28 protein-coding genes are annotated in these 26,712 nt (G+C 62.9%); 13 read left to right on the plus strand and 15 right to left on the minus strand.

Features of this window, described 5'->3' with window-relative positions; genetic code table 11:
* Positions 1 to 78: 78 nt before the first annotated feature.
* Positions 79 to 1,656, plus strand: a complete 1,578-nt coding sequence (locus tag NCR34_RS18845; RefSeq protein WP_284506621.1) for an MDR family MFS transporter — start codon at positions 79 to 81, stop codon at positions 1,654 to 1,656.
* 29 nt (positions 1,657 to 1,685) lie between these two features.
* Here NCR34_RS18845 and NCR34_RS18850 read toward each other — a convergent pair whose 3' ends face one another.
* The 4 genes from NCR34_RS18850 to NCR34_RS18865 all read right to left on the minus strand — a co-directional run bounded on the left by NCR34_RS18850 (position 1,686) and on the right by NCR34_RS18865 (position 6,105).
* A complete protein-coding gene (locus NCR34_RS18850; RefSeq protein ID WP_248322728.1) occupies positions 1,686 to 1,928 on the minus strand; it encodes a hypothetical protein in 243 nt (80 codons plus the stop codon).
* Between the two features lie 177 nt (positions 1,929 to 2,105).
* Positions 2,106 to 3,929: an alkaline phosphatase D family protein gene (locus NCR34_RS18855; protein ID WP_250500919.1), complete on the minus strand. Its 1,824-nt coding sequence runs from the start codon at positions 3,927 to 3,929 to the stop codon at positions 2,106 to 2,108.
* 159 nt (positions 3,930 to 4,088) lie between these two features.
* Positions 4,089 to 5,159, minus strand: a complete 1,071-nt coding sequence (locus tag NCR34_RS18860) for an FUSC family protein (protein ID WP_250500920.1) — start codon at positions 5,157 to 5,159, stop codon at positions 4,089 to 4,091.
* A 19-nt stretch (positions 5,160 to 5,178) separates the two neighbouring features.
* Positions 5,179 to 6,105: a LysR family transcriptional regulator gene (locus NCR34_RS18865; protein ID WP_250500921.1), complete on the minus strand. Its 927-nt coding sequence runs from the start codon at positions 6,103 to 6,105 to the stop codon at positions 5,179 to 5,181.
* Positions 6,106 to 6,216: 111 nt separating this feature from the next.
* Between NCR34_RS18865 and NCR34_RS18870 the strand changes: the two genes are divergently transcribed.
* Positions 6,217 to 6,651, plus strand: coding sequence for a VOC family protein (locus NCR34_RS18870; protein ID WP_248322733.1), 435 nt, complete (start codon positions 6,217 to 6,219; stop codon positions 6,649 to 6,651).
* A gap of 89 nt (positions 6,652 to 6,740) precedes the next feature.
* Here the strand turns inward: NCR34_RS18870 and NCR34_RS18875 are convergent, their stop codons facing one another.
* Both NCR34_RS18875 and NCR34_RS18880 read right to left on the minus strand, forming a co-directional pair.
* Positions 6,741 to 7,025 (minus strand): hypothetical protein, encoded by a 285-nt coding sequence (locus NCR34_RS18875; protein ID WP_250500922.1) that lies wholly within the window; start codon positions 7,023 to 7,025, stop codon positions 6,741 to 6,743.
* Positions 7,026 to 7,241: 216 nt separating this feature from the next.
* Positions 7,242 to 8,606: an MFS transporter gene (locus tag NCR34_RS18880; RefSeq protein WP_250500923.1), complete on the minus strand. Its 1,365-nt coding sequence runs from the start codon at positions 8,604 to 8,606 to the stop codon at positions 7,242 to 7,244.
* Positions 8,607 to 8,856: 250 nt separating this feature from the next.
* Between NCR34_RS18880 and phnN the strand changes: the two genes are divergently transcribed.
* Positions 8,857 to 9,414, plus strand: a complete 558-nt coding sequence (gene phnN, locus NCR34_RS18885; protein ID WP_250500924.1) for a phosphonate metabolism protein/1,5-bisphosphokinase (PRPP-forming) PhnN — start codon at positions 8,857 to 8,859, stop codon at positions 9,412 to 9,414.
* 142 nt (positions 9,415 to 9,556) lie between these two features.
* Positions 9,557 to 10,303: a Pr6Pr family membrane protein gene (locus NCR34_RS18890; protein ID WP_175940696.1), complete on the plus strand. Its 747-nt coding sequence runs from the start codon at positions 9,557 to 9,559 to the stop codon at positions 10,301 to 10,303.
* A 7-nt stretch (positions 10,304 to 10,310) separates the two neighbouring features.
* On the opposite strand, the gene NCR34_RS18895 is transcribed toward NCR34_RS18890, so the two are convergent.
* From NCR34_RS18895 to NCR34_RS18930, 8 genes are all read right to left on the minus strand, one after another.
* Positions 10,311 to 10,619, minus strand: coding sequence for an EthD family reductase (locus tag NCR34_RS18895; protein WP_250500925.1), 309 nt, complete (start codon positions 10,617 to 10,619; stop codon positions 10,311 to 10,313).
* A 38-nt stretch (positions 10,620 to 10,657) separates the two neighbouring features.
* Positions 10,658 to 11,527 carry an MBL fold metallo-hydrolase gene (locus NCR34_RS18900; protein ID WP_250500926.1) on the minus strand — a complete coding sequence of 290 codons (870 nt, stop codon included), beginning with the start codon at positions 11,525 to 11,527 and terminating at the stop codon, positions 10,658 to 10,660.
* Between the two features lie 68 nt (positions 11,528 to 11,595).
* Positions 11,596 to 12,492, minus strand: a complete 897-nt coding sequence (locus NCR34_RS18905) for a quinoprotein dehydrogenase-associated SoxYZ-like carrier (RefSeq protein ID WP_250500927.1) — start codon at positions 12,490 to 12,492, stop codon at positions 11,596 to 11,598.
* Positions 12,480 to 13,493 (minus strand): quinoprotein relay system zinc metallohydrolase 2, encoded by a 1,014-nt coding sequence (locus NCR34_RS18910; RefSeq protein WP_250500928.1) that lies wholly within the window; start codon positions 13,491 to 13,493, stop codon positions 12,480 to 12,482. The genes NCR34_RS18905 and NCR34_RS18910 overlap by 13 nt, the downstream gene beginning before the upstream one ends.
* A gap of 6 nt (positions 13,494 to 13,499) precedes the next feature.
* A complete protein-coding gene (locus tag NCR34_RS18915; protein WP_502800109.1) occupies positions 13,500 to 14,267 on the minus strand; it encodes a hypothetical protein in 768 nt (255 codons plus the stop codon).
* On the minus strand, positions 14,264 to 15,142 hold the full coding sequence (locus tag NCR34_RS18920; RefSeq protein ID WP_250500929.1) for a substrate-binding domain-containing protein: 879 nt from the start codon (positions 15,140 to 15,142) through the stop codon (positions 14,264 to 14,266). Before NCR34_RS18920 ends, NCR34_RS18915 begins: the two co-directional genes overlap by 4 nt.
* A 90-nt stretch (positions 15,143 to 15,232) precedes the next feature.
* A complete protein-coding gene (locus NCR34_RS18925) occupies positions 15,233 to 15,646 on the minus strand; it encodes a c-type cytochrome (RefSeq protein WP_250500930.1) in 414 nt (137 codons plus the stop codon).
* An 88-nt stretch (positions 15,647 to 15,734) separates the two neighbouring features.
* Complete coding sequence (locus NCR34_RS18930; protein WP_250500931.1) at positions 15,735 to 17,543, minus strand: methanol/ethanol family PQQ-dependent dehydrogenase; 1,809 nt, start codon at positions 17,541 to 17,543, stop codon at positions 15,735 to 15,737.
* Positions 17,544 to 17,921: 378 nt separating this feature from the next.
* Between NCR34_RS18930 and NCR34_RS18935 the strand changes: the two genes are divergently transcribed.
* The 9 genes from NCR34_RS18935 to NCR34_RS18975 all read left to right on the plus strand — a co-directional run bounded on the left by NCR34_RS18935 (position 17,922) and on the right by NCR34_RS18975 (position 26,106).
* Entirely contained in the window at positions 17,922 to 18,296 is a 375-nt protein-coding gene (locus NCR34_RS18935; RefSeq protein ID WP_250500932.1) for a 4a-hydroxytetrahydrobiopterin dehydratase, read from the plus strand.
* Between the two features lie 697 nt (positions 18,297 to 18,993).
* Positions 18,994 to 20,022, plus strand: a complete 1,029-nt coding sequence (locus NCR34_RS18940) for a beta-ribofuranosylaminobenzene 5'-phosphate synthase family protein (RefSeq protein ID WP_250500933.1) — start codon at positions 18,994 to 18,996, stop codon at positions 20,020 to 20,022.
* Positions 20,023 to 20,067: 45 nt separating this feature from the next.
* On the plus strand, positions 20,068 to 20,997 hold the full coding sequence (locus NCR34_RS18945) for an NAD(P)-dependent methylenetetrahydromethanopterin dehydrogenase (RefSeq protein WP_250500934.1): 930 nt from the start codon (positions 20,068 to 20,070) through the stop codon (positions 20,995 to 20,997).
* Positions 20,997 to 22,148 (plus strand): ATP-grasp domain-containing protein, encoded by a 1,152-nt coding sequence (locus NCR34_RS18950; protein WP_250500982.1) that lies wholly within the window; start codon positions 20,997 to 20,999, stop codon positions 22,146 to 22,148. The genes NCR34_RS18945 and NCR34_RS18950 overlap by 1 nt, the downstream gene beginning before the upstream one ends.
* Positions 22,149 to 22,152: 4 nt before the next feature.
* Positions 22,153 to 23,163, plus strand: a complete 1,011-nt coding sequence (mch, locus tag NCR34_RS18955) for a methenyltetrahydromethanopterin cyclohydrolase (protein WP_250500935.1) — start codon at positions 22,153 to 22,155, stop codon at positions 23,161 to 23,163.
* Positions 23,136 to 24,095: an ATP-grasp domain-containing protein gene (locus NCR34_RS18960; RefSeq protein WP_502800110.1), complete on the plus strand. Its 960-nt coding sequence runs from the start codon at positions 23,136 to 23,138 to the stop codon at positions 24,093 to 24,095. The genes mch and NCR34_RS18960 overlap by 28 nt, the downstream gene beginning before the upstream one ends.
* The gene (locus tag NCR34_RS18965) at positions 24,082 to 24,933 is read left to right on the plus strand and encodes a triphosphoribosyl-dephospho-CoA synthase (protein WP_250500937.1); all 852 of its coding nucleotides are present in this window, start codon (positions 24,082 to 24,084) and stop codon (positions 24,931 to 24,933) included. The genes NCR34_RS18960 and NCR34_RS18965 overlap by 14 nt, the downstream gene beginning before the upstream one ends.
* A 189-nt stretch (positions 24,934 to 25,122) precedes the next feature.
* Entirely contained in the window at positions 25,123 to 25,632 is a 510-nt protein-coding gene (gene fae / locus NCR34_RS18970; protein WP_250500938.1) for a formaldehyde-activating enzyme, read from the plus strand.
* Between the two features lie 84 nt (positions 25,633 to 25,716).
* Positions 25,717 to 26,106, plus strand: coding sequence for a hypothetical protein (locus NCR34_RS18975; protein ID WP_250500939.1), 390 nt, complete (start codon positions 25,717 to 25,719; stop codon positions 26,104 to 26,106).
* Between the two features lie 15 nt (positions 26,107 to 26,121).
* On the opposite strand, the gene NCR34_RS18980 is transcribed toward NCR34_RS18975, so the two are convergent.
* Positions 26,122 to 26,559, minus strand: a complete 438-nt coding sequence (locus tag NCR34_RS18980; RefSeq protein WP_250500983.1) for a dihydroneopterin aldolase — start codon at positions 26,557 to 26,559, stop codon at positions 26,122 to 26,124.
* Positions 26,560 to 26,712: the final 153 nt, after the last annotated feature.

Raw genomic sequence — 26,712 nt, forward strand, 5'->3', positions numbered from 1 at the left:
TCCCTGCCTCCCGACGAAGGAGCATGTCAAAGGCGGTAACTTAGACCGCGCAAGCAGTGCGTGGCGCACCGGGATACCATGACGAGTCGAGCCGCGCGTGCCCGCCGCGGATCGCGTCCTCTTTCATCAGATCCCGACCGCATGCCCCAACACAAGCAGACCGTCCGTCCCCTCGTCATTGCCGCAGTGATGGCCTCGATGGCCATGGTGGCGATCGAAGCCACCATCGTTTCGACCGCCATGCCGCAGATCGCCACGCAGCTCGGCGGCCTCAATCTGTATAGCTGGGTGTTCTCGTCGTTCCTGCTGACGCAGACCGCGCTTACCGTCGTATTCGGCAAGCTCGCGGATCTTTACGGCCGCAAGCCCGCGATACTCGCCGGCATCGCCATCTTTCTCGTCGGCTCGATACTCGCGGGCTTCGCGTGGTCGATGCCCGCCATGATCGTCTTCCGCCTGATACAGGGCGTCGGCGCGGGCGCCATTCTGCCGGTTGCGCTGACGGTGGTCGGCGATCTCTATCCGGCACGGGAGCGCGGTAAGGTGCAAGGCTACCTCGCAAGCGTATGGGCCGTGTCCGCCGTGCTGGGGCCGATGGTCGGCGGCTTGCTCATCCGGCATCTTTCGTGGAGCTGGATCTTCTGGATCAACCTGCCGATCGGCGCGCTCGCCGCGCTGCTTTTCGTGCTCTTCCTGCATGAGGAGAAGCGCCACGAACGTCCGGCAATCGACCTTGCAGGCGCGTTGCTGTTCACGGCCGCCGTCGCTTCGCTGATGATGGCGCTCACCGATGCCAGCACCGCAAGCAGTGCGCGCGTCGGCGTGGAAGTCGCGATCTGCATCGTGGCGAGCGTGCTCTTCGTCATGCAGGAAAAGCGCGCCGCCGATCCGATGATCTCGTTCGGCTTATGGGCGCATCGCCCGATCGCGGCGGGCAACGCCGCGACGCTGCTCGCGGGCATGGCGTTGATGGGCTTGACCACCTTTCTGCCGATGTACGTGCAAGGCGTCATGCATCGCTCGCCGGTCGAAGCGGGCCTCACGCTCACGATGATGATGATCGGCTGGCCCAGCGGCGCCACCTTCACTTCACGCACCTTCAGCCGCATCGGGCTGCGCCGCTTGTTGATCGGCGGAACCGTCTTCATTCCGCTCGGCGCGATTCCGTTCGTGCTTCTCACGCCGCAGTCGAGTCCCGTGTGGGCCGGCGTCGGCTCCGCGGTGATGGGCTTCGGCATGGGCATACTGAGCGTATCGTGCCTCATCCTGATTCAGGAGATCGTCAAGCTGTCCGAGCGCGGGAGTGCCACTGCATCGAACCTCTTTGCCCGCAATCTCGGGAACACGCTCGGCGCGGCCGTGTTCGGCGCCGTGCAGAACTATGGGCTGGCTCATGCGAGCGGCGTGCCGGCGGTCAGCGCCGATCAATTGAAGCGCCTGTTATCGGCCGTGCCGGGCAACTTCGCGAGCAACGCGGAGATTCGCTTCGCGTTGCACCATGCGCTGCATCTGACCTTCACGTCGATGTTCGTGATCGCGCTGGGCGCGGTAATTTCGATGCTGTTCATGCCCGCGGTAGACATCGGTCGGGCTCGGCCTGCGGTGGGGACGGTCAGCGCCAACGACGCGCCGGAACGCGTCGGCATCGACGCCTGATCCGGCGTCGATGCTTAGCACACCCAGTCTCAATCTTGCGCCTGAATGAGCGGGCTGTCCTGCTTGTCTTTCGACACGCTCGCATCTCCGCTCTGGCTGCCCGGCGCGGCCGATTCGTCCGCCGCGATGGTCTGCGTGTTCATGCCTTGTTGCGACGTGGGCGCGCCGGTATCGGGCTTATAGTGCGGCGCAGGACCATAGCCGCTTGCGAGCGCGTAAGGCGCGGCAAGCGAGGCCGCGACGAGAACAATGCCGGTGACTTTGCTGATCATGGTTGTACTCCTGAGGGTTTCAGATGTCCACTTCATCGGCCAATGCACTGCCCTGCCAGCATGCGACCTTCCGAAATGTGCACGCAGTCTACGTGCGTGACTCGACCATGAAATCCCCCCAGAAGCGCGGATACGAATGGCGGAAGCGCCCTGAATGAAGCGCTTCGCGCACATCAATCAGACGTTGTCTTCCACCGCGATCGCCACGGCGCCCGCATTGATCGTCAAACGCGTGCGCTTTTGCAAAGGGTTCTGCGGCGCGGTGCCGTCCGCGTTCAGCCCCTTCACCTTGTTGTAGATCGCGACGAACTGCGTGGGCGTGACTGTCGCCGATGCATAGCCGATCGCATCGTGGTCCGCATACAGCATGTCCGGATTGTTCTGCCTGATGAACGCATCCAGTGCCGACGATGAAGTGATGAGCGATGCCAACGGCATGCCGGCTACATAGTTCGTCGCATCCTGAAAGAACGGGCGGCTGCTGACGCCCGCCGCCATGAGATCGACGAGCACAGGCGTGCCTGTCGCCGGATCGGGCACATCGCGCACGATGCCGGCCTGGAAAGCATGAAGATCGCCCGTGATGGCGATGAGATTCGTAATCCCTTGTGCCTTCACGAACGATGTGAGATCGGCCTTGTGCGATGGATACCCGTCCCATGCGTCGCAGTCCATCACGAACACGAGGTTGTCGGGCGCAGGCGCGATCGAACGCAGATCGAGCCACAGGCGATTCATCATCACTTCGTTGCCCCAGACCTTCCATATGGAGCTCGAGGCTTTCAGCGTGTCCTTCCACCATTGCGTCTGCACCGGGCCGAGCATGGACGGAATGCGCCCGAGACGCTGCGTATCCGCCGCCTCGAACTGCGCGAGCACCTGTTGCGGCACCGCGTACCGCGAGCCGACGAGATCGTTGCCGTTCACAGGATCATGTCCCAGCTTCTGCGCGACAGCCGCTTCGCTGACCACATGATCGTCGCGATAAAGCCGCTCGTCGGTCATGACGAGGTGAATCAGCGAGCCGAAGTGGAAGTCCCGGTAGATGCGAATGTTGTCGTAGCTGGCGTTGTTGAGGTCGAACGACACGTCGCCCCAATCCACCGGCAAATATTCCGCCCACGCCTGATTCGCATTGCGGCGTCGCGCTGTCTGCTGCACGTTCGCGTTCGTGTACGTCTGGTGGTCTTGCCAGCAATCGTCCGAGAACTCGTGATCGTCCCAGATGGCGATCACGGGAAAGCGCGCATGAACGGTCTGCAAGCGCGCGTCGCCGCGATACGTGCGATACAGCGTGCGGTAATCGGCGAGCGTGTTCGCATAGACGCCGCCGCCCGACATCGCCACGCCATCGGGCAAGGTGATCTGTGGGTGCGCCGGCTCGGCGGCGTTCTTTTCGTTCGGACTACCGACGGTCTCGTAGATATAGTCGCCCAGATGCACGACGAAATCGAGGTCGGTTTCCGCCGCGAGCAGCGTGAGCGCCTGCCAGTGGTTCACGCTCCAGTTCTGGCAGACGAACCACGCGAAGCGCAGTTGGGCAAGCGATTCGGTGGCCGCCGCTGCGGTGCGTGTCGTGCCTGTCGCGCTGATGTCACTGCCGGCAATGAAGCGGTAGTAATAGGTCGTCTTCGCGCTGAGACCCGTGACTTTGGCTCGCACCGTGAAATCGTAGTCGGGAATGGCGCTGAGGGGCACGCTCGCCGCGAGTTGCGAGAAGTCGGGACGCGTGGAGACTTGCAGCGTCAGGGCGATTGCCGCTTGCGAGGCGCTGCTCGCATTGGCGACGCAGCGCGTCCAGAACACGACGGACGTATCGCGCGGGTCGCCGCTCGCGACGCCCTGCGCGAACGCGTACACGCCCGACGGCGGTGGCGTGGTGCCGCCGCCCGCGCTGCTGCCGCCCTCGTCATCGCTCGAATGATGACAGGCCGCGAGCGTGCCGGACGCTGCCGCAACGGTATAGAACATGGACAACGACATAAAGCGGCGACGATCCATGACAGCCTCCAGGAAACGACGTGGCAGACAGACCATGCGCGCTCGATGTGTCGACTTCGAATCCGACCGGATAGCGGCTTACGGACGATGTGATGGCTTACACGCTACAAACAGCGGGTGTCAGTGTCAATACCGGACCGGTATAGAACGATCGTTCTATCAAGCATCGCGCTGCGGAACGGTCCGCAGAGGAAAGACGAGCCTTGCGCAAAGCAATCCGATGGCGCCGCCGAGAAGCGTCTCCCATGCGCGCGCGGCGAGCAGCGGCACGGAATGAACGCCGCTCGCGGCCAGCGTCACGACGAGCGCAAAGGCGAAGGCTCCGCATGCGATGTCGTAGCGGTCCGGCAGCGCCATCGCGTAGACGATCATCGCGATGGCAGCCATCGCCCAGACGAGAAGCGGCGCATGCTCAGCAAGCGGCAGGCAAATGATTCCGATGGGGACGCCCACCAGCGTGCCGTAGATACGCCTTCGCACACGGTCCGCCGTTCCGACCGCGGACGTCGCGACCACATAGACGCATGCCGTGATGGCCCACGCCGATTCGGCGAGCGCGAACGCCGCGTTGAGCAGCGCGACGACGAGCGCGCCGCTCGCTGCTTGCAGACCCATGGCAAAAGCGGGCGACACTGCCTGTCTGCCATAGACCGGCTGCGATGCGAGCGCAGGCGGCACCACAGGATGTTCCGCAGGTCCGCTCAAGAGACGCGGCACGATGGACGCCAGCATGGCGATCAGCAGGGCGACCACGATTGCCCACGTATCCATCGGCGCGAGCTTCATCACGTAGGCGGCCACCTGACCGATATAGAACTGCGATCCGATGCCACCGCCCGTTACGCCGAAACGCTTCAAATAGCCCGCAAAAAAGGCCCCGGAGACGAGGATGAACTCGGCACCGCTGCGGCCGTGTTCGTCGAACCACGGTCCGAGCCATGCAACGGTGAACGCGCCGCACGCCGCCGCGAGGCACAGCACCGCGAGGTCGCGGCTCGATTCACGCCGCCTCGCGCGCGCCTCGGACACGCTCGCCCACAGCGCGAACGTCGCGGCGAGCGAGCCGACCGACACGCTTGCGGGCACGTCGCGCGTCACATCGTGCAAGGCGCCGATGGCCGCCGCAAGGCCATACGCCGTCACGAGCCGCAAGCCCTTGATGCGCCGATGCGTGCCGGGGTCCACGCGTTCGAACCATGCGGTCATTGCCAACAGGTAGCGAGCGTTCATCGCGATTCACCTTGTGCCTCTAGCTGCGCTTCTTCCGCGCGGGTCGTTCAACCGCCTTGGCTCGATCTAAACCCGTGCCGTGCGCGGCTGCATCGGCGATACATTCGGCAAGCCGCGCCGCTGCGTCGTGATCGGCGCGCCGCGCCCGCTCGACGAGACCGATCTCGCGATGAAACGTATCGTCGCCGAGATCGTGCGCCACGGTGCCTCGCGGCCACGCACCGATGCCCGCCGACTTCGGCAGTAACGCGACACCCATGCCGCGCGCGACGAGTTGCGCGATGCCATGCAGCTCATCGGCCTCGATGGCTTCTCGCACGGCGATGCGCTTCTTGCGCAGGAAAACGTCCACTTGCCGGCCGCCGAACGAACGCCGGTCGTATCGAATGAACGGCTCGCTCTCTATCAACTCACGCCATGTCGCGCGCTTCTTTGCGGCCGGCGCGAGTAATACGAACGGCTCCGCGATCAGCGTGCGCCAGCGCAGTTCCGCAGGCAACGAAAACGGCGGGCGAATGATGACGGCCATGTCGGCTTCGGCGGCATCCACCTGCGCGAGCAGATTGAGCGACACGCCCGGCACGAGACGTATGCGCCATGCCGGCATGTCGCGCCGGAACGAAGCGATGGCATCGGGCAACAACGCAGCATGCGCCGATGCGATCGCGCCTACCGAAAGCGTGCCGCCCCGCCCTTCCTCGCCGCCGGGTTCGGCAAGACGCGCATAGAGCGCGATGAGTTCATCGGCGAGTTCGAGCGTGCGGCGCCCCGCTGCGTTCAGCGTCGCGGAGCGGCCGGTGCGATCGAACAGCGCAAAGCCGAGATGCGCTTCGAGCCGCTGCATTTGCGCGCTCACCGCCGATTGCGTCAAGCCGATATGCGCCCCTGCGCCCGCAAAGGTGCCGTGGCGGGCGACCGCGATGAAAGTCCTCAATTCGCGCAGCATGTGATAGATCGATTTTGTTGTTGCTCAGACCCGCAATTTATCGTTTTTCATGGATTTCGTTCATGAATACACTAGCGGCTTCTCTCGATCAACCCTCACGGACCTTCGACCATGAACACCCCGCACGACGCCATGCCGCCGTTTCATCTCGCGTTTCCCGTTCACAGTCTTTCGGATGCGCGCGCGTTCTATGGCGAACTGCTCGGCTGCCCGGAAGGACGCAGTTCGGAAGACTGGGTGGATTTCAATTTCTACGGGCATCAGATCGTGGCGCATCTTGCGCCGGACGAAGTCGGTCATCGGTCGACGAGCGCGGTCGATGGCGACGCCGTGCCCGTGCGCCACTTCGGCGTGGTGCTGTCTATCCCGCAGTGGGAGGCGCTCGCGGACAAGCTCAAGGCGGCCGGCACGCGTTTCATCATCGAGCCGCATATTCGCTTCAAGGGCGAAGTCGGCGAGCAGGCGACGATGTTCTTCCTCGACCCGTCGGGCAATGCGGTGGAGGTGAAGGCTTTCGCCAACATGGCGTCGCTATTCGCGAAGTGACTTTGTGAGCCTTCGCTGGCTCGCGCTGCAAATGAAACGGGACGCCATCGGCGTCCCGTTTTTACATCGTGCGAGCGTAATGCTTACGCTTACTGACCCGAGCCGCTTGCGCTGACCGGCGCGCCGGGGCCGCCCGGCGTCGCGCTGTCGCTTTGGCCAGCGGTCGAGCCGCTGTTCGAGGACGAATGCGTGCTGTGCGACTTCTTCTTCGAATGCGAGTGCTTGTGCGACGTTCCGGAGCCCTGCGTGGTGGTCTGCGCGTTGTCGCCCGCTTGCAGGCCCGTGGCCGAGCTCGGCGGATTGTCCTGCGCGAACGCGGATGCGCAAGCGAGAGCGAATGCGCCGGCGGCGCAGGAGAGAGCGATACGTTTCATGTCGAATGACTCCTGTTGGCGGTTTGCGAATGCGATGATTGCAGCTTGTTCTGCATGCTGGCCGTCGAGTGATGCGAGCGACGGCTGGTCGCAAGACGTCTGGAGCATGGGACGTGCCACGGTCTGACGATTCGCAAGCTCACAAGCCCGCATCACCGTGACATCGACATGACAACGCGGCGCGCGTCACCACGCGCCGCGAATCGCATAACGGGTTCAGTGACCCACTGGGCCCGTGGCCTTGAGGTCGGCATTCACCGCGCGCTGCGGATGAGCCGCTTGTTTGATGAGGAGCGCAACCGCAGAGACGAGCCCCGCGACTGCGATCACCGCGAAGATGCCACCGAAGCTGAAATGCAGGCGCGTGAGTTCGGCAACGAGGAACGATCCGGCAATGCCGCCGAAGCGCCCGATGCCGAGCATCCACGCGACGCCCGTGCCGCGCCCTTGCGTCGGATAGAACGCGGCGGCGAGCGCGGGCATCGACGATTGCGCGGTGTTCATCAAGACGCCCGCGAGGAACACCACCAGCACGAGCAAGCCGACGTTGCCCACGGCCTGTCCGATGCAGTAGACGCTCACCGCCGTCAATGCATAGCATGCTGCAATCACGCGGTTCGCGTTGAACTTGTCCATCAGCACGCCGAGCAGCACCGCGCCGACGCCGCCGAGCGGAAACAGCGCGGAAATCAGCGTCGCGCGTTGCGGGCTCAAGCCGGATTCCTTGAGGAGAATCGGCATCCAGTTGATCGATGCATAAAAGATCACGAGGCCCATGAAGTACGCGAGCCACAGCATGATGGAGCCGATCACATAAGAACGCGACAACACCACGCTCATGCCGCTCTGACCTTGCACGGCAGGCGCGGCTTCGGTCATGAAGAAGGAGCCGGCGTGGCGAGCATCGTCGGAAATGCGGGCAAGCGTCGCGCGAATCTTCTCGACGGGCTTCGACTTCGCCACCATGTAGCGCACCGATTCAGGCAACGTGATGAGCAGCAGCACGGCAAGCGCGAGCGGCGCGACGCCGCCGAGGAACAACACGCTGCGCCAGCCGAACTGCGGGATCATCCATGCCGCGAGGAAGCCGCCGAATGCAGCGCCCAGCGGAAAGCCGCAAAACATCAGGTTGATGAGCGTGGCGCGACGGTTGTCGGGACAGAACTCGCTCATCATCGTGACGGCGTTCGGCATGGCCGCGCCGAGGCCCAGGCCGGTGATGAAGCGCAGCGTGGTCAAATGCTCGAGGCTCGCGGAATACGCCGACGCAAAGCACGCGACGCCGAAGATGATCACCGACGACAACAGCATCGCGCGGCGGCCGAGGCGGTCGGACAAGGGCCCGGACAGCAGCGCGCCCGCGGCGAGGCCGAAAAGCGCCGCGCTCAACACGGGCGCGAGCGCCGGCCGGCTGATGTGCCACTCGGTAACCAGCGACGGCGCGATAAAGCCGATCGCGGCCGTATCGAAGCCGTCGAGCAGCACGATGACGAAGCACATGCCGAAGATGAGCCATTGAAACGGCGAAAACGGGTGCTCGTTGATGAACGTCTGCACGTTCACGTTTGGACTTCTGCTCACTTCATTCCCTTCCGAAAGAGACGATGAATGTTCGCTATGCGAACAGCGATTCACATAGCGAACTATGCGTTTCGCGTGAGAATACGGAATAGCCCCATGTGCCGCAACGCGGGGTTACCCGGAAATGAAAGGGACGTGGCGGCCGACTCGTCAGACTGAATCGACGTCTGGCGCCATTGCGAACCATACTGTCATCACGAGTTGCACTCTACAATCGATCTTCGAACGCGAACATTGCACAGGACATCGCATGAGCAAGATGGAAAGCGCAAGGCTGATCTATGTCATGGGCCCTTCCGGGGCGGGCAAAGACTCACTGTTGGCGTTCGCACGCGAACGCGTCGGCGCACGCGTGATGTTCGCGCATCGGTACATCACGCGCGCTATGACTGACGGCGAGAACCATATCGCGCTCACGCCCGACGAATTCGCCTCGCGCCTTTCTCACGGCCTCTTTGCGATGCATTGGGAAAGCCTCGGTCTGCGCTATGGCATCGGTATCGAACTGGATGCGTGGCTCGCGCGCGGCATCTCCGTCGTCGTCAACGGTTCGCGGCAGCACGCGCCCGAGGCGCTCATGCGTTATCCGGACGCATGCTTCGTCCATATTGATGCCGCGCCTGCCGTGCTGGCCGCGCGGCTTGCGAGGCGCGGACGCGAAGACGCACGGCAGATCGAGGCGCGGCTCGCACGCAGGCCCGCGTTCGAACTCCCGCGTCATGCGCGCGTGGTGCATATCGATAATTCCGGCTTGCTTTCAGAAGCCGGCAGCCAGTTCTTGAACATCGTCGGTCACGCTGGACAATAGCGCGCCGAATCGAACGCATTTTGCGCACGCTTTCGAATCGGCCTTAACTCATTCGTGCAGTCACGCACGAAGGCGTTTAGATGCATACGTTACGGCCGAGACCTCGCCTGCACGCTTTCACCTGCGCCGATAGAATGAGCGCATGTCCCAATCCCAAGAGAATTCGCGGCGGCACGAGCCCGACTTGCCGCTTCATACCCCCAGCACTGCCTCGCTCGCTCTCGCTGCGGCTATTGCAATGGTCGCGTGGCTTGCCATCGCGGCGCAAACGGATCTGACCATCGCGCGTTCGCTCGATCGCGGCCTGACCGTCATGGACGGTATCGCGCGCATGAGCAGCTACCTCACGAATCTGACGGTATTGCTCACGGCCATCTGCTTCACGTGTGTCGCCACGCGCGCTCAGGCGCCGCTTGCGCGCTTCTTTCGTCAGCCGACGGTCGTCACCGCAGTCGTCGTGTATATGGTCTTCGTCGGCATCGCGTATAACACGCTGCTGCGCTTCTTATGGACGCCATCGGGCTATCGCGCGTTCGTCAATGAATCGCTGCACACGGTGGTGCCCGCGCTTTCCGCGTTGTACTGGCTCTTGTTCGTGCCGCGCTTTCATCTTTCCTGGCGGCGATGCGCGCTCTGGCTCGTCTATCCGCTGGGCTATCTCTTCGTGACGCTATGGCGCGGAAGCGAGTCGGAGTTCTACCCGTACTGGTTCATCGACGTGTCCGAGCTGGGTTACGAGCGCGTGTTTCTCAACGCCGCGATGCTGGTCGTGGCCTTTCTCGTGCTGATGAGCGTCTTTCTCGTCATCAATCACCGGCGCGACGATCTGCGCGTGCCCGATCCGGAAGTCGAATCCGACGACGTATCGGATTCGGGCGCTCCACATTGACCGACGCTTAGGCGTCCTTGGTATCGAACATCAGCAACTCGACGCCCGCCTGCGCAAAGTTGGACAAATCGCCGGCGGTTGCCTGGCCTTCCGGCGATTCAAGCGCGGACCGGATCGCATCGAGCGAATCGAATTCGAGCACGGCGACAAGGTGATACGGCGATTCGCCTTGCGCCACCGTGACCGGTCCCGTGCTCAACTCATAACGCCGGAGGCCCGGTAGCGTTTTGGCGAGCGGAGCGTGCGTCGATGTGTAATGGGCGTCGAATGCCTGTTTGTCCGACGGCGTTTTATACAGCGCGACCAGCTTGGCCATGTCGTGTCTCCTTGGTTGGGCCTGCTTGAAAGAACGGGCTACTGCTTCTCCAACTGAAGATAGATGCGTTGCACGTTCTGCGGCTGCGCGGTCGTGTAGAGCTTATAGCCGCTGAACGCGGGCAACTGCACTGCGTGCATGGCCTGCGTGAGACTCATGCCGCTCTTATAGGCTTGCTTCACGGATGCATCGAGCTCCCGTAAATAAAGGCCTGTTTGCAGAATGGCGTCGCCGCGCAAAGGCGGACCGAACGCGGGCACGACGGTGTTCAGATCGAGCGCACGCAGGTTTTCGAGCGCTGCGAGCCAGCCTGGTATCTGCTCGTTGCGTAGCTCGGGAATCCGGCCATTCGAAACCAGACTGCCCGCGAAGAGGACACCGGTTTCGGTATCGAGCACGGCCAGATCGCCCGGTGTGCTCGCGGGGCCGAAATGCAGCAGTTGCAACTTGCGTCCGCCGTTCTCTATCTCAGTGGTCCCGTCGATGGTGCGGTCAGGCACGGTCACGCGCGAGCCCGCCATCTCATCTTCACCGAGTGTCTTGCGCAGATTCGCAAGACAGATCGAGCAGCGATCATGGATAAGTTGCGCCGCGCGAACATGCGCGAGTATCGGCACATTCCGGTCGCGAAAGGCAGCGGCGCCGAAGACGAATTCCGGCGCCTGATGCGTGATGATCACAAGCGTCACCGGCAAAGGCGTCACCTTGCGGATGGCTTCGATCATCGCGCGGCCATAGCGATAAGACGGCCCCGTGTCGATCACCGTCACGCCGCTTTTCCCGACGATAAAGCCGTTATTCGCGACGATGCCATGATTCTCCGGCGCCACCGCGTCCCCGGTGCCGATGAACGCGTAAACGCCCGGCGCAATGCGCGTTGGCGCGGGCATGCCGGCGAGCGCGGCCATTGCCGGTCCAGCCCACGCACCGCATGCAATGAAAAGCGCGGCGATGAGTAGCTTCGCGCAGCGCAGCCTCATTTCATTGCCGACGCTTGCCCGGCCGCTTGCGTCTGAATAGCGATCGCGCCTTCGAACTGCTTGTTCTTGGTGTCCTCTATATGCGCTTTCAACTCGCCATTCCCGGTCGGCAGAAAGTAGAAGCGAAAATTCGGGTTCTCGCTGATCGAGAAGTTGACGTTCGCGGTCATCACCGGTTTATCCGCATAGGTGACGGCGACCTTGCGAATGAAATAGGCCGTCGCATAGTTGCGCGTGATCTGATTCATCGCCATGCCCGTGCGGTTCGGGTGCCGCACCATCACTTGCGCGAGTTGCGGCTTGCCTGCGACCGCCGCGCCCTCCGATTGCAATCGAACCGCGCCTGCCGCGCGTTCGGCTGCATCGTCATCCTTGTCGGCGGGTGCCGAACAACCGCCCGACGCCTTCACGAAGCGCACCGCGCTATACAGGTGCCCGTCGTTGGTCTCGGCGATGGCGCGCATGAACGTATAGTCTTCCACGCGCACACGCGTTTCGATGCTCGCCAGTCCGGACTCGGGCGTGAATTCGAAATAGCCCGCATACGGCTCGGGATTCTCGTCGATGAAAAGGTAGATCTTCTTGATGTAGTGCGCGGGACTCTGCGGGAACTGTGCGTTGATCGCGATAGGAACAACTGCGGCATCTGCCGCGCGCGCAGGGGCGTCGAGCGTGATGACGGATTCGCCATGCGTATCGACTGTTTGTCCCTTAAACGTGCCTTCCTTGAAATCCAGCCAGCGGGCGACCCTGTTCGGGTCGTCGTCCGGCTGGGCCGCTTGCGCGATCGATGCCATCAACGTAAGCAGCGCGAACAGTGCGCCGCGCGCGCGCATAGAGCCAGGCGTATCGGTCATCATGATGCCCTCCATGCTGCCTGTTACTGCTCCCATTCGAGTTCCGCATAAGCGGCCGTCACATTGCGACGATGGTAAATCTCGTAGAGCAGCCACTTGTCGCGCTGATCGAGGCCAACGGTGTCTACGGCTTGTTGAATCGTCGCGCCGCGCCTGATGGCCTCGCGCACGTCACCCGCGAGTTCGGCAAGATACTGCTCTTCTGCTTCCAGTGACTGCTGCCACGGCGGATCGAGCGGACCATGTCCCGGCACGACATGTCGCGGATTCATCTGCTTAATACGTGTGATGTCTTCTAGCCAGCCGACGACACTTCCGTCCACCACCGGAATGCAGCGCACGAAGAGCAGATCCCCGGTCCATAACGTACCGCTCTTCTCATCGTATACCGTCAAGTCGTTGTTGGTATGCGCTGTTTGCCATGTCCGCAGCGTCAACGGACGGTCGCCGAGATCGAGCGTTGCGCTGCCATCCACCGTTTGAGTCGGCCCGATGATTTCACTACCTTCGGCGATGTCTCCGAGTTCGCGGTTCAGCGCGCGAAGATAATTCTCCGCGCGCGACGCCTCCGCTTGAGCGAGCTTCACGCTTCCGACGAATTGCGGATGATCGTCCACGAATGCCGCATTGCCGAAGATATGGTCCGGGTGCATGTGCGTGTTGATGACATAGCAGACCGGCAGCGGCGTGATCTGTCGTACCGCCTGCCGCAGCGCGCGTCCCTCTGCGAGCGTGCCGCCCGTGTCGATCACCGCCACGCAGCGCGTGCCGACGATGAAGCCCACGTTCGCGATATCGCCCTTGTTCGCGCGTGTCGCAATGTCATCGTGAGCGCGATGCGCGTATTCGCCGGGCGCAATCTGCTGCATGGAAAGCGGCGGTTCCGCGCGCGTCGGTCCGACCAGAAGCGCAAAGAGCAACAACGCATGCCATGCGAATGAAAACGCCTTTACGCGTACTCGCGCCGAAATACCCCACATCCGCGCGATAGCGTCTTCGCTTCCCGGCGCATGCGCAGTCGAGCGGCCGAGGCTCATGTGAAGTTATCGGCTCGCGCGCGGCACATTCCCCGCCTTTACAGGCGCGCCCGCAGGCGGCGACAGATTCTTCAGCGCCCCTTGATAAGCGATCGTTTCCTTCTGCAGCGGATGGGCGAAGTCGTTGCCCGCGCCCGGCACTTCGGTGCGAATCATGAGAAGGCCGCCCGGCACGTCGTCCGCGATCACGAACGTATAGCGCTTGCCCGTGTACTGTGAGAAGCGTTCGGCATTGGGATCGTTCAGGTAAGGCTGAATCACGACCTGATGCGCCGTCACATGCTTGCCGCCTCCGATTCCGAGGGCATCGCTCGATACGGACGTAATCGCCGGAGCGGCTGCCAATGCGAGACGAACGCGCTGCTGAAAATAGCGCCGCTGTCCGCCCGTCAATTGCTCCATCTCGGCAATGTCGTGCTCCAAAAAATAGATGATGACCGGATTGCACGGCAGACCGCCGGGTACATTCACAGGACCGGTGCGGTCTGTCACGCGCGCATCGTTCTTGCTGTTGCCGGGACTCACGACGAGCACGCGCACCGTATCGCTGACTTTCGCGGGCGGACCGGAATAGTCCACGGAGTAATCCAGTTCCGTTTGCGGCTCGACGCCGCTCATATGCGGCTGCAGGAACACGAGGCGTTCAGCGGGCGCAATGTCCGCCCCCGGCGCCGAAGCGGCCGGCGGTGCTGCGGCCAACGCGCTATGCCCTTGCGTCAGGCCCAGCGCGCACGCGAGCATCACCGCGCAAAGAGTGACGGCAGGCGTTCTCATTGTGCTTGCGCAGGTTGCATCGGCTGGAGAGGCAGCAGCGGCACTTGATAGCTCGTCAATATCTGGTCGATCTTCGGCTGATTCGACGCAATCCAGTTATCGACCTTGTCGCGCCATGCTTTCTCTCCGTAGCGCACGCCCATGGAGATTTCGAAGTCGAAGCGAATGCCGGGCTGCGGCGGGAACGGAACGAGCCTAACTTTGTTATCCGAACGATTGACGAAGTATCCGGCAATTGGCCCCCAGACGAACGCAGCATCGACGTTGCCTTGCGACAGGTCGTGCTCGATCATCTCGCCGGGAAACGCCTCGGGATCGCCGCTCTGCCCTTGATACGACACCGCCTGCTCGATGAGGTTATTCCTGAGCAGCCAGTCCACGGCCGGGCTTTTGACGAAGATGCCGAGCTTCATTTTCCTGAGTTGATCCGGCGGCAGACTCATGAGGTCAGCGGGCGTCTTGATGTTCGCGTATTCCGGGCGATTCGGAAAAACCATCGCGTACGTGGAATGCAGATACGGCCGCGTCGTCGCAGTCAGTTCATAGCCCTTGGGTACGCCGATGATGAGATCGCACTTGTATTGCTCGGTATTCGGCACCTTGTCGCGCAGCGTATTCCTCACGAAGCCCATGCGCTGCGGATAGAACGTGTATTCGAGCTTATAGCCGAAATCACTCGCCATCTGGCTCGCGATTTTGTTCTCGAAGCCTTCGCCTTTCTGGTTCGAGAGCGGCATGTTGTTCGGATCGGCGCATACGCGAAGCACGCCGTCCGCGCCGTCGTTGTTCGGCAGGCTCGGCGGCGGGCCGCCTGCGCCCTGCGCGATCGCGGCGTCGGTCGAAAGCAGAGCAAGCGCTGAGAGCAATGCGGCCATACGACCGAATCGCGCGGTACGACTGGCCTTACGCTGAAACATGAAGCCTCCGGGAGTAGAAGCGGTCATCGTGCGCCGCTCGCGATGCCTTCACTTGGCATCGATTGCTTGCAGGTCGCCCGGATTGATCTTGCCGTCGGACCGCCCCTTCAGGTAGGTGTAGAGATTCTCCCAATTCTTCTGCATCATCTGGCTCGAGCTGAAGTCGGGCATGCCCTTGTCGACACGTCCGCCGAAGACCGTGCGATGAAATTCGTTCTTGTCGAGCGTCTTGAAAGCGTCGACGAGAGAGGGACCGACCAGACCTTCCTGCTTCGCCCCGTGACAGCGTTCGCACGCGAGCGCGCGCCAGGTACGCCATCCTTGCAGCGTATCGTTGTCGACCTTGTTGCCGTCGACGACCTGGTACGCCACCGGCTTCATCTCCCCTGAAGAGGTCTGAGCGAGAGGCGCGGATGACGCAACGAGCGCTATCGACAACACCAGGATGGTTCGGCCTATCATTCGCGTGTCTCCTTCAATATGTTTTTATGCAAGGCTCTGCTATGCGCGGCGGCACGCATGCCGCCGCGCAATTCTGCTCACGCCTGTATCAACTCGGGACAGCGAAGATGAAGAGCGTGCCGCCCAGCGCCGTGTACTTCGCGAGTTCGCGGTAACCACCTACCGCACCGAGGCCTTCCGTCGACTTTTCGAGTCCCGCTGCCATGCCGATGCCGGCCCAGCCGCCGATGCCCGAATACACGCCGACGTATTGCTTGCCCTGATACTGATACGTGAAGACGTTGCCGATGATGCCGGACGGCGTCTTGAACTTCCACAGTTCCTTGCCGTCCCTGATGCGTACCGCCTTGATGTAGCCTTCGAGCGTGCCGTAGAACACGATGCCGCCTGCGGTTGCCAGCGCGCCGGACCACACCGAGAACCGCTCGGGCTTGGACCATGCGATCTTGCCCTTGGCCGCATCCCACGCGATAAAGTTGCCCATCGCGCCGTTCTCGTTCGGGCCCGGATACATCGAGAGCGTTGCGCCGACGAACGGCTGACCCGACACGTAATCGACCTGGAACGGTTCGTAGTCCATACAAACGTGATTGGTCGGAACGAGGAAGAGACTCGAGTTCGGATCATATGCGGCAGGCTGCTGATCTTTCGATCCGAGCGCGGCAGGACAGATACCCTTCACGTTGTGATCCGGACCCGCCTTCTGTGTCGAATAGCTCGCGTTGCGAATGGGCAGGCCGCTCTTGAGATCGACGCTATCGGCCCAATTCACTGCCGGATCGTACTTCTGCGCGACGAGCAGTTCGCCGGTTTCGCGGTTCAGCGTATAGCCGAAGCCGTTGCGGTCGAAGTGAACGATCGCGGGCACTCGCTTTCCGCCGATGTTCAGGTCCGACAAGATCATTTCATTGACGCCGTCATAGTCCCATTCGTCGTGCGGCGTCATTTGATAGACCCACTTCGCTTTGCCGGTATTCAGGTCGCGCGCGAAGATCGACATCGACCATTTGTTGTCGCCGGGGCGCTGAGTCGGATTCCACGTGCCGGGGTTACCCGTGCCGTAGTAGACAAGGTTGAGTTTCGGGTCCCATGCGTACCATCCCCATGTCGTGCCGCCGCCGTACTTCCATTGATCGCCTTGCCAGCTTTTGGTCGACGAGTCGGCGCCCACGGGCATCATCTTGCCGTCGGACCACGTCATGGTTTGCTGCGGGTCCAGCAGCATCTCATCATCGGGCCCCGTGCTATAGGCCTTCCACACTTCCTTGCCGTCCTTGATGTTGTATGCCACGAGACGGCCACGCACGCCGAATTCGCCACCCGAAATGCCGGTCAGCACCTTGTCGCCGAATACGTGTGGCGCGTTGGTGTTCGTCTCGCCTTTCTTCGGATCGCCGTTCTGCGCGCTCCATACGACATCGCCTGTCTTGGCATCGAGCGCGACGAGTTTGGTATCGGCTTGCTGGAGGAAAATCTTGCCGTCGCCATAAGCGAGCCCGCGGTTGACCGTGTCGCAACACATCACGGAGATGACTTGCTGATCCTGCTTAGGCTGGTATTGCCAGAGGAAGGTTTGGTCTTTCAGGTTGACTGCGATGACTTTGTTGGGGAATGGCGAATGGATATACATCGTCTCGCCGATGACGAGCGGCGATCCTTCGTGACCACGTAGCACACCGGTGGACATGGTCCAGGCAACCTGCAACTTGCCGACGTTGTTCTCGTTGATCTGTTTGAGCGTGCTATAGCGGTGATTCGAGTAATCGCCCGCTTGCGCTGCCCAATTCGAAGGATTCTTGATGAGGCTGTCGAGTTGCGAATCGGCCTGCGCTACATAGGAATTCAGGCCTGCTGTCGCAACCACCGCCAGTCCAAGAACCAGGGTGCGTAAGTTCATGTCTCCTCCAGAATGGTGATGCCTCCGACCCAGGGATGACCACGCTACCGGGTTGCATCGCGCGCGCCTTCTCAATGCAGGTAACGAGCTACGCTGTGCCCGGTCATGGCCGAACGCATGCGTATCGACGCCAATTGCATATTCCATGCCGGTTTAATGCGCTCGTGCGGGTACTGAGATAACGCGGGAGTGACATGCTGTTCGCTCGCAATAGTACGCAAGCGTGCGGTGTATCGCGAGACATACTGTGTCAAATCCGCGAAATACTGGCTTCGTTAGCTTGCTTTCTGATGCGCCGCAGCACTGGTTGCCTTTGCTTGTGTGCCTTTGACGAAGACGCGCATACTGAATCACTCACGTCTTGTCCGAGACCTCGCCATGACTCAAACCGAGAAGGTGTACTCCGATGCGGAAATCGCCGAGCGTCTTATCGGTACGCTCAAACACTGGTACTTCGAGGATGGATGGCTTAGGCGCAAGTTCCGCACGGAAGGTTGGAAGGGCACGCTGATGGTCGTCAATACGGTGGGCCATCTTGCGGAAGCGGCCTGGCATCATCCGGACCTTACCGTTTCTTATGCGTTCGTTATCGTGAAGCTCAAGACGCATTCGGCCAAAGGCATTACCGATAAAGACTTTGCGCTTGCTTCCAAGATCGAAGAAGTCGTGCAGTGGCGGCCCTCGCTCGAGGGAGGGCCTCTTAGCGGGACGCCCACCGATGATCAGCGGTTTCGGTATATCAAGTACGATTGATTTTGTTTGCTTCTTTCTTGCGAGGCGTTTCTTGTCGTGGAACTTGTACACGTGTCGGTCTATTAGCGTTGCCCCTCCCCGGGGCGGGGGTCACTTTCTTTGCTGCTGCAAAGAAAGTAACCAAAGAAAGCAGCTTTTTTTTAGCCCGCAGCAATAACAGCGTGGTCACTCCGCAAAAAGACATTGGCAATCGGTTTGAGACAGCCTTGAATCACCTTCCACGCCCGCTGAACATTGACGTCATGCGAGCCCCTTGGCTCGTTAACACCACACCCCATTTAGTGCTTCTCGCTTCAAATCGCGTACCGTGCCGCGCATGAGTTCGTTGAGGCGCGGACTTGCCAGCACTGAGTTCAACGTGTGACAAGCGCGCATATCGTTGCAAGCGCTCGGTGTTAACGAGCCAAGGGGCTCGGAGGACGTGGCGCTCAGCGGGCGCGGAGGGTGATTCAAGGCTGCCAACCGGCTGAGTGCCAACGTCTTTCCGCGGAGTGACCACACTGTTATTGCTGCGGGCCCGAAAAAAGCTGCTTTCTTTGGTTACTTTCTTTGCAGCGGCAAAGAAAGTGACCCCCGCCCCGGGGAGGGGCAACGCCAATAGACCGACACGAATACAAGTTCCACAAAAAAAAAAGTTGGTACACCTTTTGCCTAAGGCATGAAAATTCCCGTACGAGCGAAAGCGGAAAAGAAACCCATGCCCAAGTCCGCCCTATCGCCGCCCCAGGCGATCACCCTTTCGGCGGATGCCCGGCTGCATCTGGGCTTCATCGATCCGAACGGTTCGCTCGGCCGCGCTTTCGGGAGCGTGGGGCTCGTCATCGACGGACACGGCACCCGCATAACCGCGCGGCGCGCCCAACGCAAGGGGCGCATAGACGGCACATCGACGCAAGCGCAGCACGAGCGCATCGAAGCGTACCTCGCGCGGCTCCACGAGGCGCTAGGCGTCACACAACCCGTCGACATCGAAGTACACGAAACCCCGCGCGCCCATACGGGACTAGGCTCCGGCACGCAACTCGCGCTGGCGCTCGGAACCGCGTTCGCCCGCGTGACCGGGCACGATCTGACCACAACGGATATCGCACGGCTGCTCGGACGCGGCGCGCGTTCGGGCATCGGCATACACGGCTTCGATCACGGCGGACTGATCGTCGATGGCGGACGCAGCACCGCGCACAGCGAGAACGCAACGCTCCCGCCACTGCTCGCGCGTCAGCGCTTTCCCGATGCCTGGCGCGTGTTGCTCATCGACGACGCATCCCGCGAAGGGCTGCACGGCGAAGCGGAGAAGCGCGGCCTCGCCTCGCTTGCGCCGTTTCCCGCCGCGCTCGCCGCCCATCTTTCGCATCTCGTCTTGATGCGCCTTCTGCCCGCCGTCGCCGAATGCGACTTCGAACCCTTCGCCGACGCGATCTGCGACATGCAGCAGACCATCGGCGAATACTTCGCGCCCGCGCAAGGCGGCGTATTCGCGAGTCCCGCAGTGGCGCATGCGCTGCAAGCGGTCGCGGCCGAACAGAAGGCCGGCATCGGTCAGACGTCATGGGGGCCGGTGGGCTTCGCGTTCGTCGCAAGCGCGCAGCAGGCCGAGCGCGCGCTCGCCACCGCGCAACGCGCAGCGCCGCACGCATCGCTCAGCTTTTCCATCGTCGCGGCCCGCAATCACGGCGCGACATGGCGCGCAGCCTGTCCGCGCGAATCAGGCGCAAATGCTGCGTGAATCGCGCCGCAACGCATCATTTCCCTCACCGACCGAGCCCAGACCATGCCCGATGCCGCCGAAAGACCTTACGTGCTGCACATGTTCACGAGCACGCCGCAAATGAGCCCGTTCGATGTGAACATGGCTGCGGACGCCGGCTATCAGATCGTCGTGCCGTATTGCAACGTCGATGAAGGCAGCGTCGTGCAACTCACGCAGGACGCCATCTTTTCGCGCGGTCCTAAAGGCGTGTCGCGCACGGGCATCTTTCTCGGGGGACGCGACGTGATGCTCGCCGCCGACATGCTCGAACGCGCGCGTAACGCGATGGTGCCGCCCTTCGAAGTCTCCGTCTTCGCCGATCCCAGCGGCGCGTACACGACCGCCGCCGCGCTCGTCGCGCTCGCGGAGAAGCATCTGAAGGCGTCGCATCAGGTCGGGTTCGACGGCAAGCGCGTAGTGATTCTCGGCGGCACGGGCGCGGTAGGGCGCGTGGCCGCCGCGATGACCGCATCGCTCGGCGCGGACGTCGTCGTCGCAAGCCATTCGAGTCAGTCGCGCGCCACGCAAGTCAGCGACGAAATCAACCGGCGTTTCGATATCGCTACAACCGGCGTCGCGACCGGTACCACGGAGCAATTGCATCGGGAACTGGCGCGAGCGGAGATCGTCTTCGCCACCGCCGCCGCGGGCGTGCAAGTGATGAACGCCGCCGACATCGCACAGGCGAAGCATCTGCTGATCGCCGCCGACGTGAACGCCGTGCCGCCCGAAGGCATCGCCGGGGTCAACGTCATGGACGACGGCAAGCCGCTTGCCGGCGCGGCGCGCACGGATGCCATCGGTATCGGCGCGCTCGCCATCGGCAACGTCAAGTATCAGGCCGAGCACCGCTTGTTCGTGCGCATGCGCACCGGCGGCAAGCCGGTGTATCTGGGTTTTCCCGAAGCATTCGACGAAGCCCGCGCCATCGTCGCGGGACAGGGCGCGTGATGAACGCGCGCGCGCCGCGCGTCGCCGTCGCCGGACTGTCGGCGCGCATGCTTGCGCAGTCGGCCGCGCGCGCGGGCCTGAACGTCGTCGCGCTCGATATTTTCGGCGACCGCGATACGCGCACGCACGCGGGCATGTGGTTCGACATCGGCGGCGAGGGCTTGTCCATCGACCGCGCGCGTCTCTACGATGCACTGCAACACGTGGCACGCTTGCCTCGCATGCTGGGGCTCGTCGTGACGAGCGGGCTGGAGCCGCTCGCCATCGAGCTAAGCCGCGCGCCGGGCGTGCCGCGTGTCATCGGCAATGGCGCGCAGTCGGCGGCCGTGCGCGATCCGCGGCGCTTCTTCGCGTTGCTCGACGACGCGCATATCGCCCATCCCGACGTGCGCTTCACGCGCCCCGCCGATGCGCGAGACTGGCTCATCAAGCGAAGCGACGGCTGCGGCGGCACGCACATCGAATGGGCACGCGAGCTCGACGACACGCCGCCCGGCGCCTATTTCCAGCGGCTATCGCGAGGCCGCCCGATGTCCGCGCTCTTCATCGCGGCACAACGAGAGGCCGTGGTCATCGGCTTCGCAGAGCAGACCACGGTGAGCGCGCATCGTCTGCCGTTCATTCATGCAGGGTCGCTCGGTCCCGTGACGTTGCCGCGCGATACGGCCGCGCGCATCGTCGATGCGATCGAAACGATCGTATGGCGAACGGATCTCACGGGTCTCTGCAGCCTCGACTTTCTGCTCGATAACGACACGTTCCAGGTGCTCGAAATCAACACGCGCCCGTCATCGACCATGGCGCTATACGAAGCCGCATGGCCCGACGCGTGGCCGCGCGGTTTGATCGGAGCGCATCTGGACGCGTGCCTCGACGGGGAGTTGCCGCACGCCGATACCGCGCTCAAGCGACCACCGCTGATCGCGGGGCAGCGCGTCGTGTTTGCGCCGCACGGGTTCGTCGCATCGCAGGCATTCAGCGATGCCTGCTTTGCCGATCCCGCGTGCCACGACATACCGCTTCCCGGCGCGCGCATCGACGCGGGCATGCCTGTCTGCACGATGATGACGACCGCGCCGGAACTCGATTTGCTGCGTACGGCGCTCGACAGCGAATGCGCTCGCATCCTGCAACGCATCAGAAACCATTGAGCTCATGACACTGACTTCTCCCCTTCCCGCCGGACTGAGCGTCAACGCGATGAGCGAGCCGCTCGTCGCGCAGTTGATCGAACGCAGCGAAGAGCTTCGCGTCGGCATCACGCGCACGCGTGCGGGCACGACCATCGTGGATGCAGGCGTCGATGCAGCGGGCAGCGCCGATGCCGGCATGCTCATCGCGCGAATCTGCATGGGCGGGCTCGGACACGTCGCGCGCCGCATGGCGTTCGATGCCGCTCCGCTCTGGCCCGTCTTCATCGAAGTGCATACGTCGAATCCGGTGCTCGCCTGCCTCGGGAGCCAGTACGCGGGCTGGAGTCTCTCCGCGACGAAAGAGGAGACCGGCGGCAAGAAGTTCTTCTCGCTAGGCTCGGGCCCGGCGCGCGCGCTCGCGTGCAAGGAGCCGCTCTTCGATGAACTCGGCTATCGCGACAAACACGAACGTGGCGCGCTGGTCATGGAAGTGAATCGCCTGCCGCCGCAAGTGGTGATCGACAAGGTGATCGACGATTGCGGCCTCGCGCCCGACAAGCTCGTCATCGCGGTCACGCCGACACATTCTGTCGCGGGCACGGTGCAGGTCGTGGCGCGCGTCGTGGAAGTTGCGCTGCACAAGACGCACGTACTGGGCGTCGACTTGAGCGAGATCGTGGAAGCAAGCGGCAGCGCGCCGTTGCCGCCGCCCGCGCCCGACGACACGCAGGCAATGGGCCGCACCAATGACGCCATCCTCTACGGCGGCCGCGTGCATCTCACCGTCAAGAGCGATGCGGCCGCGAGACGGCTCGCGGCCGAACTGCCGTCTTCGAACGCGCGAGACTACGGCAAGCCCTTCGCCGAGATATTCAAGTCGTTCAACTACGACTTCTATCAGATCGACGCCGCGCTCTTCGCGCCCGCCGAAGCGTGGGTGTCGAGTCTCGAAAGCGGCGCGACATATCACGGCGGCAAGCTCGACCACGCGCTGCTTCACGCGCAATGGCACGTCACGCAGGAAACGCCATGACGCGCATCGCGATCATGACCGACGAGACCGGCTGGCACACGAGCCGTCTGAAGAAAGCGTTTCGCGCGCGCGGCGTCGAGGCGCGTTGCGTCGATCTCGCGGATTGCCGCATCGATACGACGTGGCCTCCGCATGGTCTCGCCATTCCCGGCTTCGGCCACGCGCTGCCGGATGCGGTGTTCGTGCGCGGCATCGCGGGCGGCACGTTCGAACAGGTGACGCTGCGGCTCGGCATCATGCATGCGTTGCGCGAAAGCGGCGTGCCGGTTTATAACGACGCCCGCGCCATCGAACGCAGCGTCGACAAGTCGATGACGAGCTTTTTGCTCAACCGCTTCGGCGTGCCGACGCCCGCGACATGGGCCGGCGAATCGCCCGCATTCGCCAAGCGCGTGTTGATGCGCGAAGCCGCCGCGGGCCGCAAGCTCGTGATGAAGCCGCTGTTCGGCTCGCAAGGCAAAGGCTTGCGGCGGCTCGGCGACGACGCGTGCGAAACGTTGCCATCGCTCGAAGACTTCAGCGGCGTGGCGTATCTACAGCGTTATGTCGATGCCGGGCATCCCGGCTTCGACTGGCGCGTGCTCGTGATCGGCACGCGGGCGGTCGCGGCGATGAAGCGTGTGGGCGGCGACGACTGGATTCACAACTTCGCGCGCGGCGCGCGTTGCGAGCCGGCCGAGCTCACGCCCTCGCTCGCCGATACTTCGGTGCGGGCGAGCCATGCGCTCGGGCTGGACTATGCAGGCGTCGATCTGATCGCAGCCGAAGGGCGCCCGCTCGTGCTCGAAGTGAACGGCGTGGCAGCGTGGCGCGGGTTGCAGTCGGTGACACCGCTCGATATCGCCGCGTTGCTTGTTGACGATCTGCTCGACCGCAAGCTCGCGCTATCGCAGCGCACGCTCGCATTGGCAAGCGGCGATGCCCGCGCCTGATCCGAGGCACGCGCGCGAAGCGTTCATGCGCGCCTGCGCGCTCGATGTGGAGACGCGCAAACCCGGCAACGTGAGCATCGCGAGCGCGGGTCACGGCATGACGGCTGCTCAGTTCATCGAGAGCGCCGAAATGGCGGCAACGGGTCTCTTCGTCTCAGGCGCAAGCGTCGGCATGCGCATTCTGGACGCCGTGCGCCGTACATCTAATGCGGTCGGCTGCAACACGAATCTCGGCATCGTGCTGCTCGCCGCGCCGTTGTGCGCCGCACTCGAACGCCTGCCGCGCGATCATCCTGTCGACCTTGAGCATTGGCATGCCGCGACCGAAGCCGCGCTTGCATCGCTCGATCTTGACGATGCCCGTCTCGCCTATCGCGCGATCGCGCTCGCCAATCCCGGCGGCCTCGGCGAAGCACGCGAGCAATCCGTGCATGCGCCGCCGACCGTGGACTTGCGCGCCGCGATGACGCTCGCCGCAGACCGCGACAGCATCGCGCGGCAATACGCGAACGGTTTCGCCGACGTGTTCGGCGCGGGCCTCGATGCGGCGCGAGACGCGGGCATCGCGAATCCGCGCGCAGCCATGCTCGATGCGTTCCTCATGTTCCTCTCGCTCTGGCCGGACTCGCACATTGTGCGCAAGCACGGCGCGGCGACGGCGCAAAGTGTCACGCGCCATGCAGCCGTTCAACGCGCCAACTGGCGCGCAGTGGGCCGTCCTTCGCACGCGCCCGCGCTCGACGCATGGGACGCCGAACTCAAGGCGCGACGCATCAACCCGGGAACGAGCGCGGACCTCGCCGTGGCGACGCTTTTCGTCGCGCTGATGACCGCATGACTCGTCGATGGGCGCGCCTCTGTACCGGGAAATTGGCACGGATCATGTTTAGGACGTACGCGGTTATGCCGCCCTCTGTGCAGCCGTTTGCATCGAGGATGCGTTGCGCGGTCTTCGGGTTATCGACCGTGGCCGCCTGAGCCCTGGAGCAAGTCGATCGTCCCAAGAACCCTTCACTGGAGGAACAGCATGGCCAAGATCAACCGCGTCCTGATAGGCGAGTCGCTCGTCGGCGACGGCAACGAGGTCGCACATATCGACTTGATCATCGGACCGCGAGGCTCCGCTGCGGAGACCGCGTTCTGCCACGCGCTCACGAACAACAAGGACGGCTTCACGTCGCTGCTGGCCGTGGTCGCGCCCAATCTCATCACCAAGCCCAATACGATTCTCTTCAACAAGGTCACCATCAAGGGCGCGAAGCAGGCCGTGCAGATGTTCGGTCCGGCGCAGCATGCGGTGGCGCTCGCGGTCGCCGACAGCGTGGAAAACGGCACCATTCCCGCCGACGAAGCCGACGACCTTTTTATCTGTGTCGGCGTGTTCATTCACTGGGAAGCAACCGACGACAAGAAGATTCAGGAGTTCAACTATCAGGCGACGAAAGAAGCCATTCAGCGCGCGGTAGCGGGCGAACCGAAGGCATCCGAAGTGGTGTCGAGGAAGTCATCGGTCGCGCATCCGTTCGCGGCGGCCTGATCGTCACTATGCCGTCGATAGTGCGGCCGGCGTCGCCGTTGCGCGCCGGCCGCATTTCATCGACCACGATACGAGGTTCATCGAATGAGTCCACGTTGCAACGTGCTCTGCGTGTTCGTCGCGTTGGCGTCCGTGTGCCCGCTGTCGTTCGCGGCCGCGGGCGTGCCGGCGCAAGGGCACGACTATCCGACCGAAGGCCGCGTGGAATACGTGCTCGCCTGCATGGACGACAACGGGCATGACTTCGTGAACGTCTACAAGTGTTCGTGCGCCATCGACAAGATCGCGCAAGTGCTCACCTATGACGACTTCGTGGAGCAGTCGACGTTTTCGAAATACGCCGCGCTCGGCGGCGAAGGCGGCGCCGAGTTTCGCGTCGATCGCGCGAAGGCGCAGACGAAGAAGTATCGCGAGTTGCAGCGTGAAGCGTTCAGGGCGTGTGGACTCGTGAAGCCCGCAGCGGCCGCGAAATAACGCTGCACGCAAGGCTTATTGCGGCACGTAGCCCAGGCCGATCCAACCGAGGCCGCCTTGCATCGACGGCGCGCGCCGCCGCTCGATCACGACGCCGACCGCATCCACATCGTCGAACTTGGCGGGCTTCGCCAGCGACACCCTCACCCAATGCGCGCCGAACCGCGCGATGACGAGTTGCGCGATGTGCTCGGCCAGCGCCTCCAATAGCTGCACGCGATGCGACGCAAGCAGTGCGTGAATGGCCTCGCGCACCGCGGCGTAGTTGACCGTGTCCTCGATGCGATCCGTCGTGCACGCGCGCAGCGACGGCACGCCGATCGCGAGACTCATGCGCACGGGCTGCGCGATGTGCAGCTCGCTCTTGTCGATGCCGATTACCGTCTGTCCTGTGAGTCCCTCGATAAAAACGATATCCATCGGCGGGTTTTCCTCGGCAGCGCGCGGCGCCATGTCGCGAACGGCTTCGCGGATCGGATCGAATCGGCCCATGTGCGTGTCGCCGCGCGAGCGGCCCGGTGAGTGATGAAAGCGTGAAACGCGGGTGATTCGAGGAGAAAAGCAAAAACCGCGCGCAGCGCCAAACTCTATGCGACTACTTATTGA

The organism is Caballeronia sp. GAWG1-5s-s, from assembly GCF_023631445.1.
GTDB lineage: Bacteria > Pseudomonadota > Gammaproteobacteria > Burkholderiales > Burkholderiaceae > Caballeronia.

Bases quoted from the DNA above. Each gene is read 5' to 3' on its own strand.
- NCR34_RS18920 (WP_250500929.1), bottom strand. From the start codon at position 15,142: ATGGCCGCATTGCTCTCAGCGCTTGCTCTGCTTTCGACCGACGCCGCG.
- NCR34_RS18900 (WP_250500926.1), bottom strand. From the start codon at position 11,527: ATGGCCGCGCTCGCCGGCATGCCCGCGCCAACGCGCATTGCGCCGGGC.
- NCR34_RS18875 (WP_250500922.1), bottom strand. From the start codon at position 7,025: ATGAAACGTATCGCTCTCTCCTGCGCCGCCGGCGCATTCGCTCTCGCT.
- NCR34_RS18935 (WP_250500932.1), top strand. From the start codon at position 17,922: ATGACTCAAACCGAGAAGGTGTACTCCGATGCGGAAATCGCCGAGCGT.
- fae (WP_250500938.1), top strand. From the start codon at position 25,123: ATGGCCAAGATCAACCGCGTCCTGATAGGCGAGTCGCTCGTCGGCGAC.
- NCR34_RS18975 (WP_250500939.1), top strand. From the start codon at position 25,717: ATGAGTCCACGTTGCAACGTGCTCTGCGTGTTCGTCGCGTTGGCGTCC.
- NCR34_RS18980 (WP_250500983.1), bottom strand. From the start codon at position 26,559: ATGGCGCCGCGCGCTGCCGAGGAAAACCCGCCGATGGATATCGTTTTT.
- NCR34_RS18915 (WP_502800109.1), bottom strand. From the start codon at position 14,267: ATGAGAACGCCTGCCGTCACTCTTTGCGCGGTGATGCTCGCGTGCGCG.
- NCR34_RS18910 (WP_250500928.1), bottom strand. From the start codon at position 13,493: ATGAGCCTCGGCCGCTCGACTGCGCATGCGCCGGGAAGCGAAGACGCT.
- NCR34_RS18865 (WP_250500921.1), bottom strand. From the start codon at position 6,105: ATGCTGCGCGAATTGAGGACTTTCATCGCGGTCGCCCGCCACGGCACC.
- NCR34_RS18940 (WP_250500933.1), top strand. From the start codon at position 18,994: ATGCCCAAGTCCGCCCTATCGCCGCCCCAGGCGATCACCCTTTCGGCG.
- NCR34_RS18950 (WP_250500982.1), top strand. From the start codon at position 20,997: ATGAACGCGCGCGCGCCGCGCGTCGCCGTCGCCGGACTGTCGGCGCGC.
- mch (WP_250500935.1), top strand. From the start codon at position 22,153: ATGACACTGACTTCTCCCCTTCCCGCCGGACTGAGCGTCAACGCGATG.
- NCR34_RS18925 (WP_250500930.1), bottom strand. From the start codon at position 15,646: ATGATAGGCCGAACCATCCTGGTGTTGTCGATAGCGCTCGTTGCGTCA.
- NCR34_RS18960 (WP_502800110.1), top strand. From the start codon at position 23,136: ATGGCACGTCACGCAGGAAACGCCATGACGCGCATCGCGATCATGACC.
- NCR34_RS18895 (WP_250500925.1), bottom strand. From the start codon at position 10,619: ATGGCCAAGCTGGTCGCGCTGTATAAAACGCCGTCGGACAAACAGGCA.
- NCR34_RS18870 (WP_248322733.1), top strand. From the start codon at position 6,217: ATGAACACCCCGCACGACGCCATGCCGCCGTTTCATCTCGCGTTTCCC.
- phnN (WP_250500924.1), top strand. From the start codon at position 8,857: ATGAGCAAGATGGAAAGCGCAAGGCTGATCTATGTCATGGGCCCTTCC.
- NCR34_RS18855 (WP_250500919.1), bottom strand. From the start codon at position 3,929: ATGGATCGTCGCCGCTTTATGTCGTTGTCCATGTTCTATACCGTTGCG.
- NCR34_RS18850 (WP_248322728.1), bottom strand. From the start codon at position 1,928: ATGATCAGCAAAGTCACCGGCATTGTTCTCGTCGCGGCCTCGCTTGCC.
- NCR34_RS18860 (WP_250500920.1), bottom strand. From the start codon at position 5,159: ATGAACGCTCGCTACCTGTTGGCAATGACCGCATGGTTCGAACGCGTG.
- NCR34_RS18945 (WP_250500934.1), top strand. From the start codon at position 20,068: ATGCCCGATGCCGCCGAAAGACCTTACGTGCTGCACATGTTCACGAGC.
- NCR34_RS18905 (WP_250500927.1), bottom strand. From the start codon at position 12,492: ATGGGAGCAGTAACAGGCAGCATGGAGGGCATCATGATGACCGATACG.
- NCR34_RS18965 (WP_250500937.1), top strand. From the start codon at position 24,082: ATGCCCGCGCCTGATCCGAGGCACGCGCGCGAAGCGTTCATGCGCGCC.
- NCR34_RS18845 (WP_284506621.1), top strand. From the start codon at position 79: ATGACGAGTCGAGCCGCGCGTGCCCGCCGCGGATCGCGTCCTCTTTCA.
- NCR34_RS18890 (WP_175940696.1), top strand. From the start codon at position 9,557: ATGTCCCAATCCCAAGAGAATTCGCGGCGGCACGAGCCCGACTTGCCG.
- NCR34_RS18930 (WP_250500931.1), bottom strand. From the start codon at position 17,543: ATGAACTTACGCACCCTGGTTCTTGGACTGGCGGTGGTTGCGACAGCA.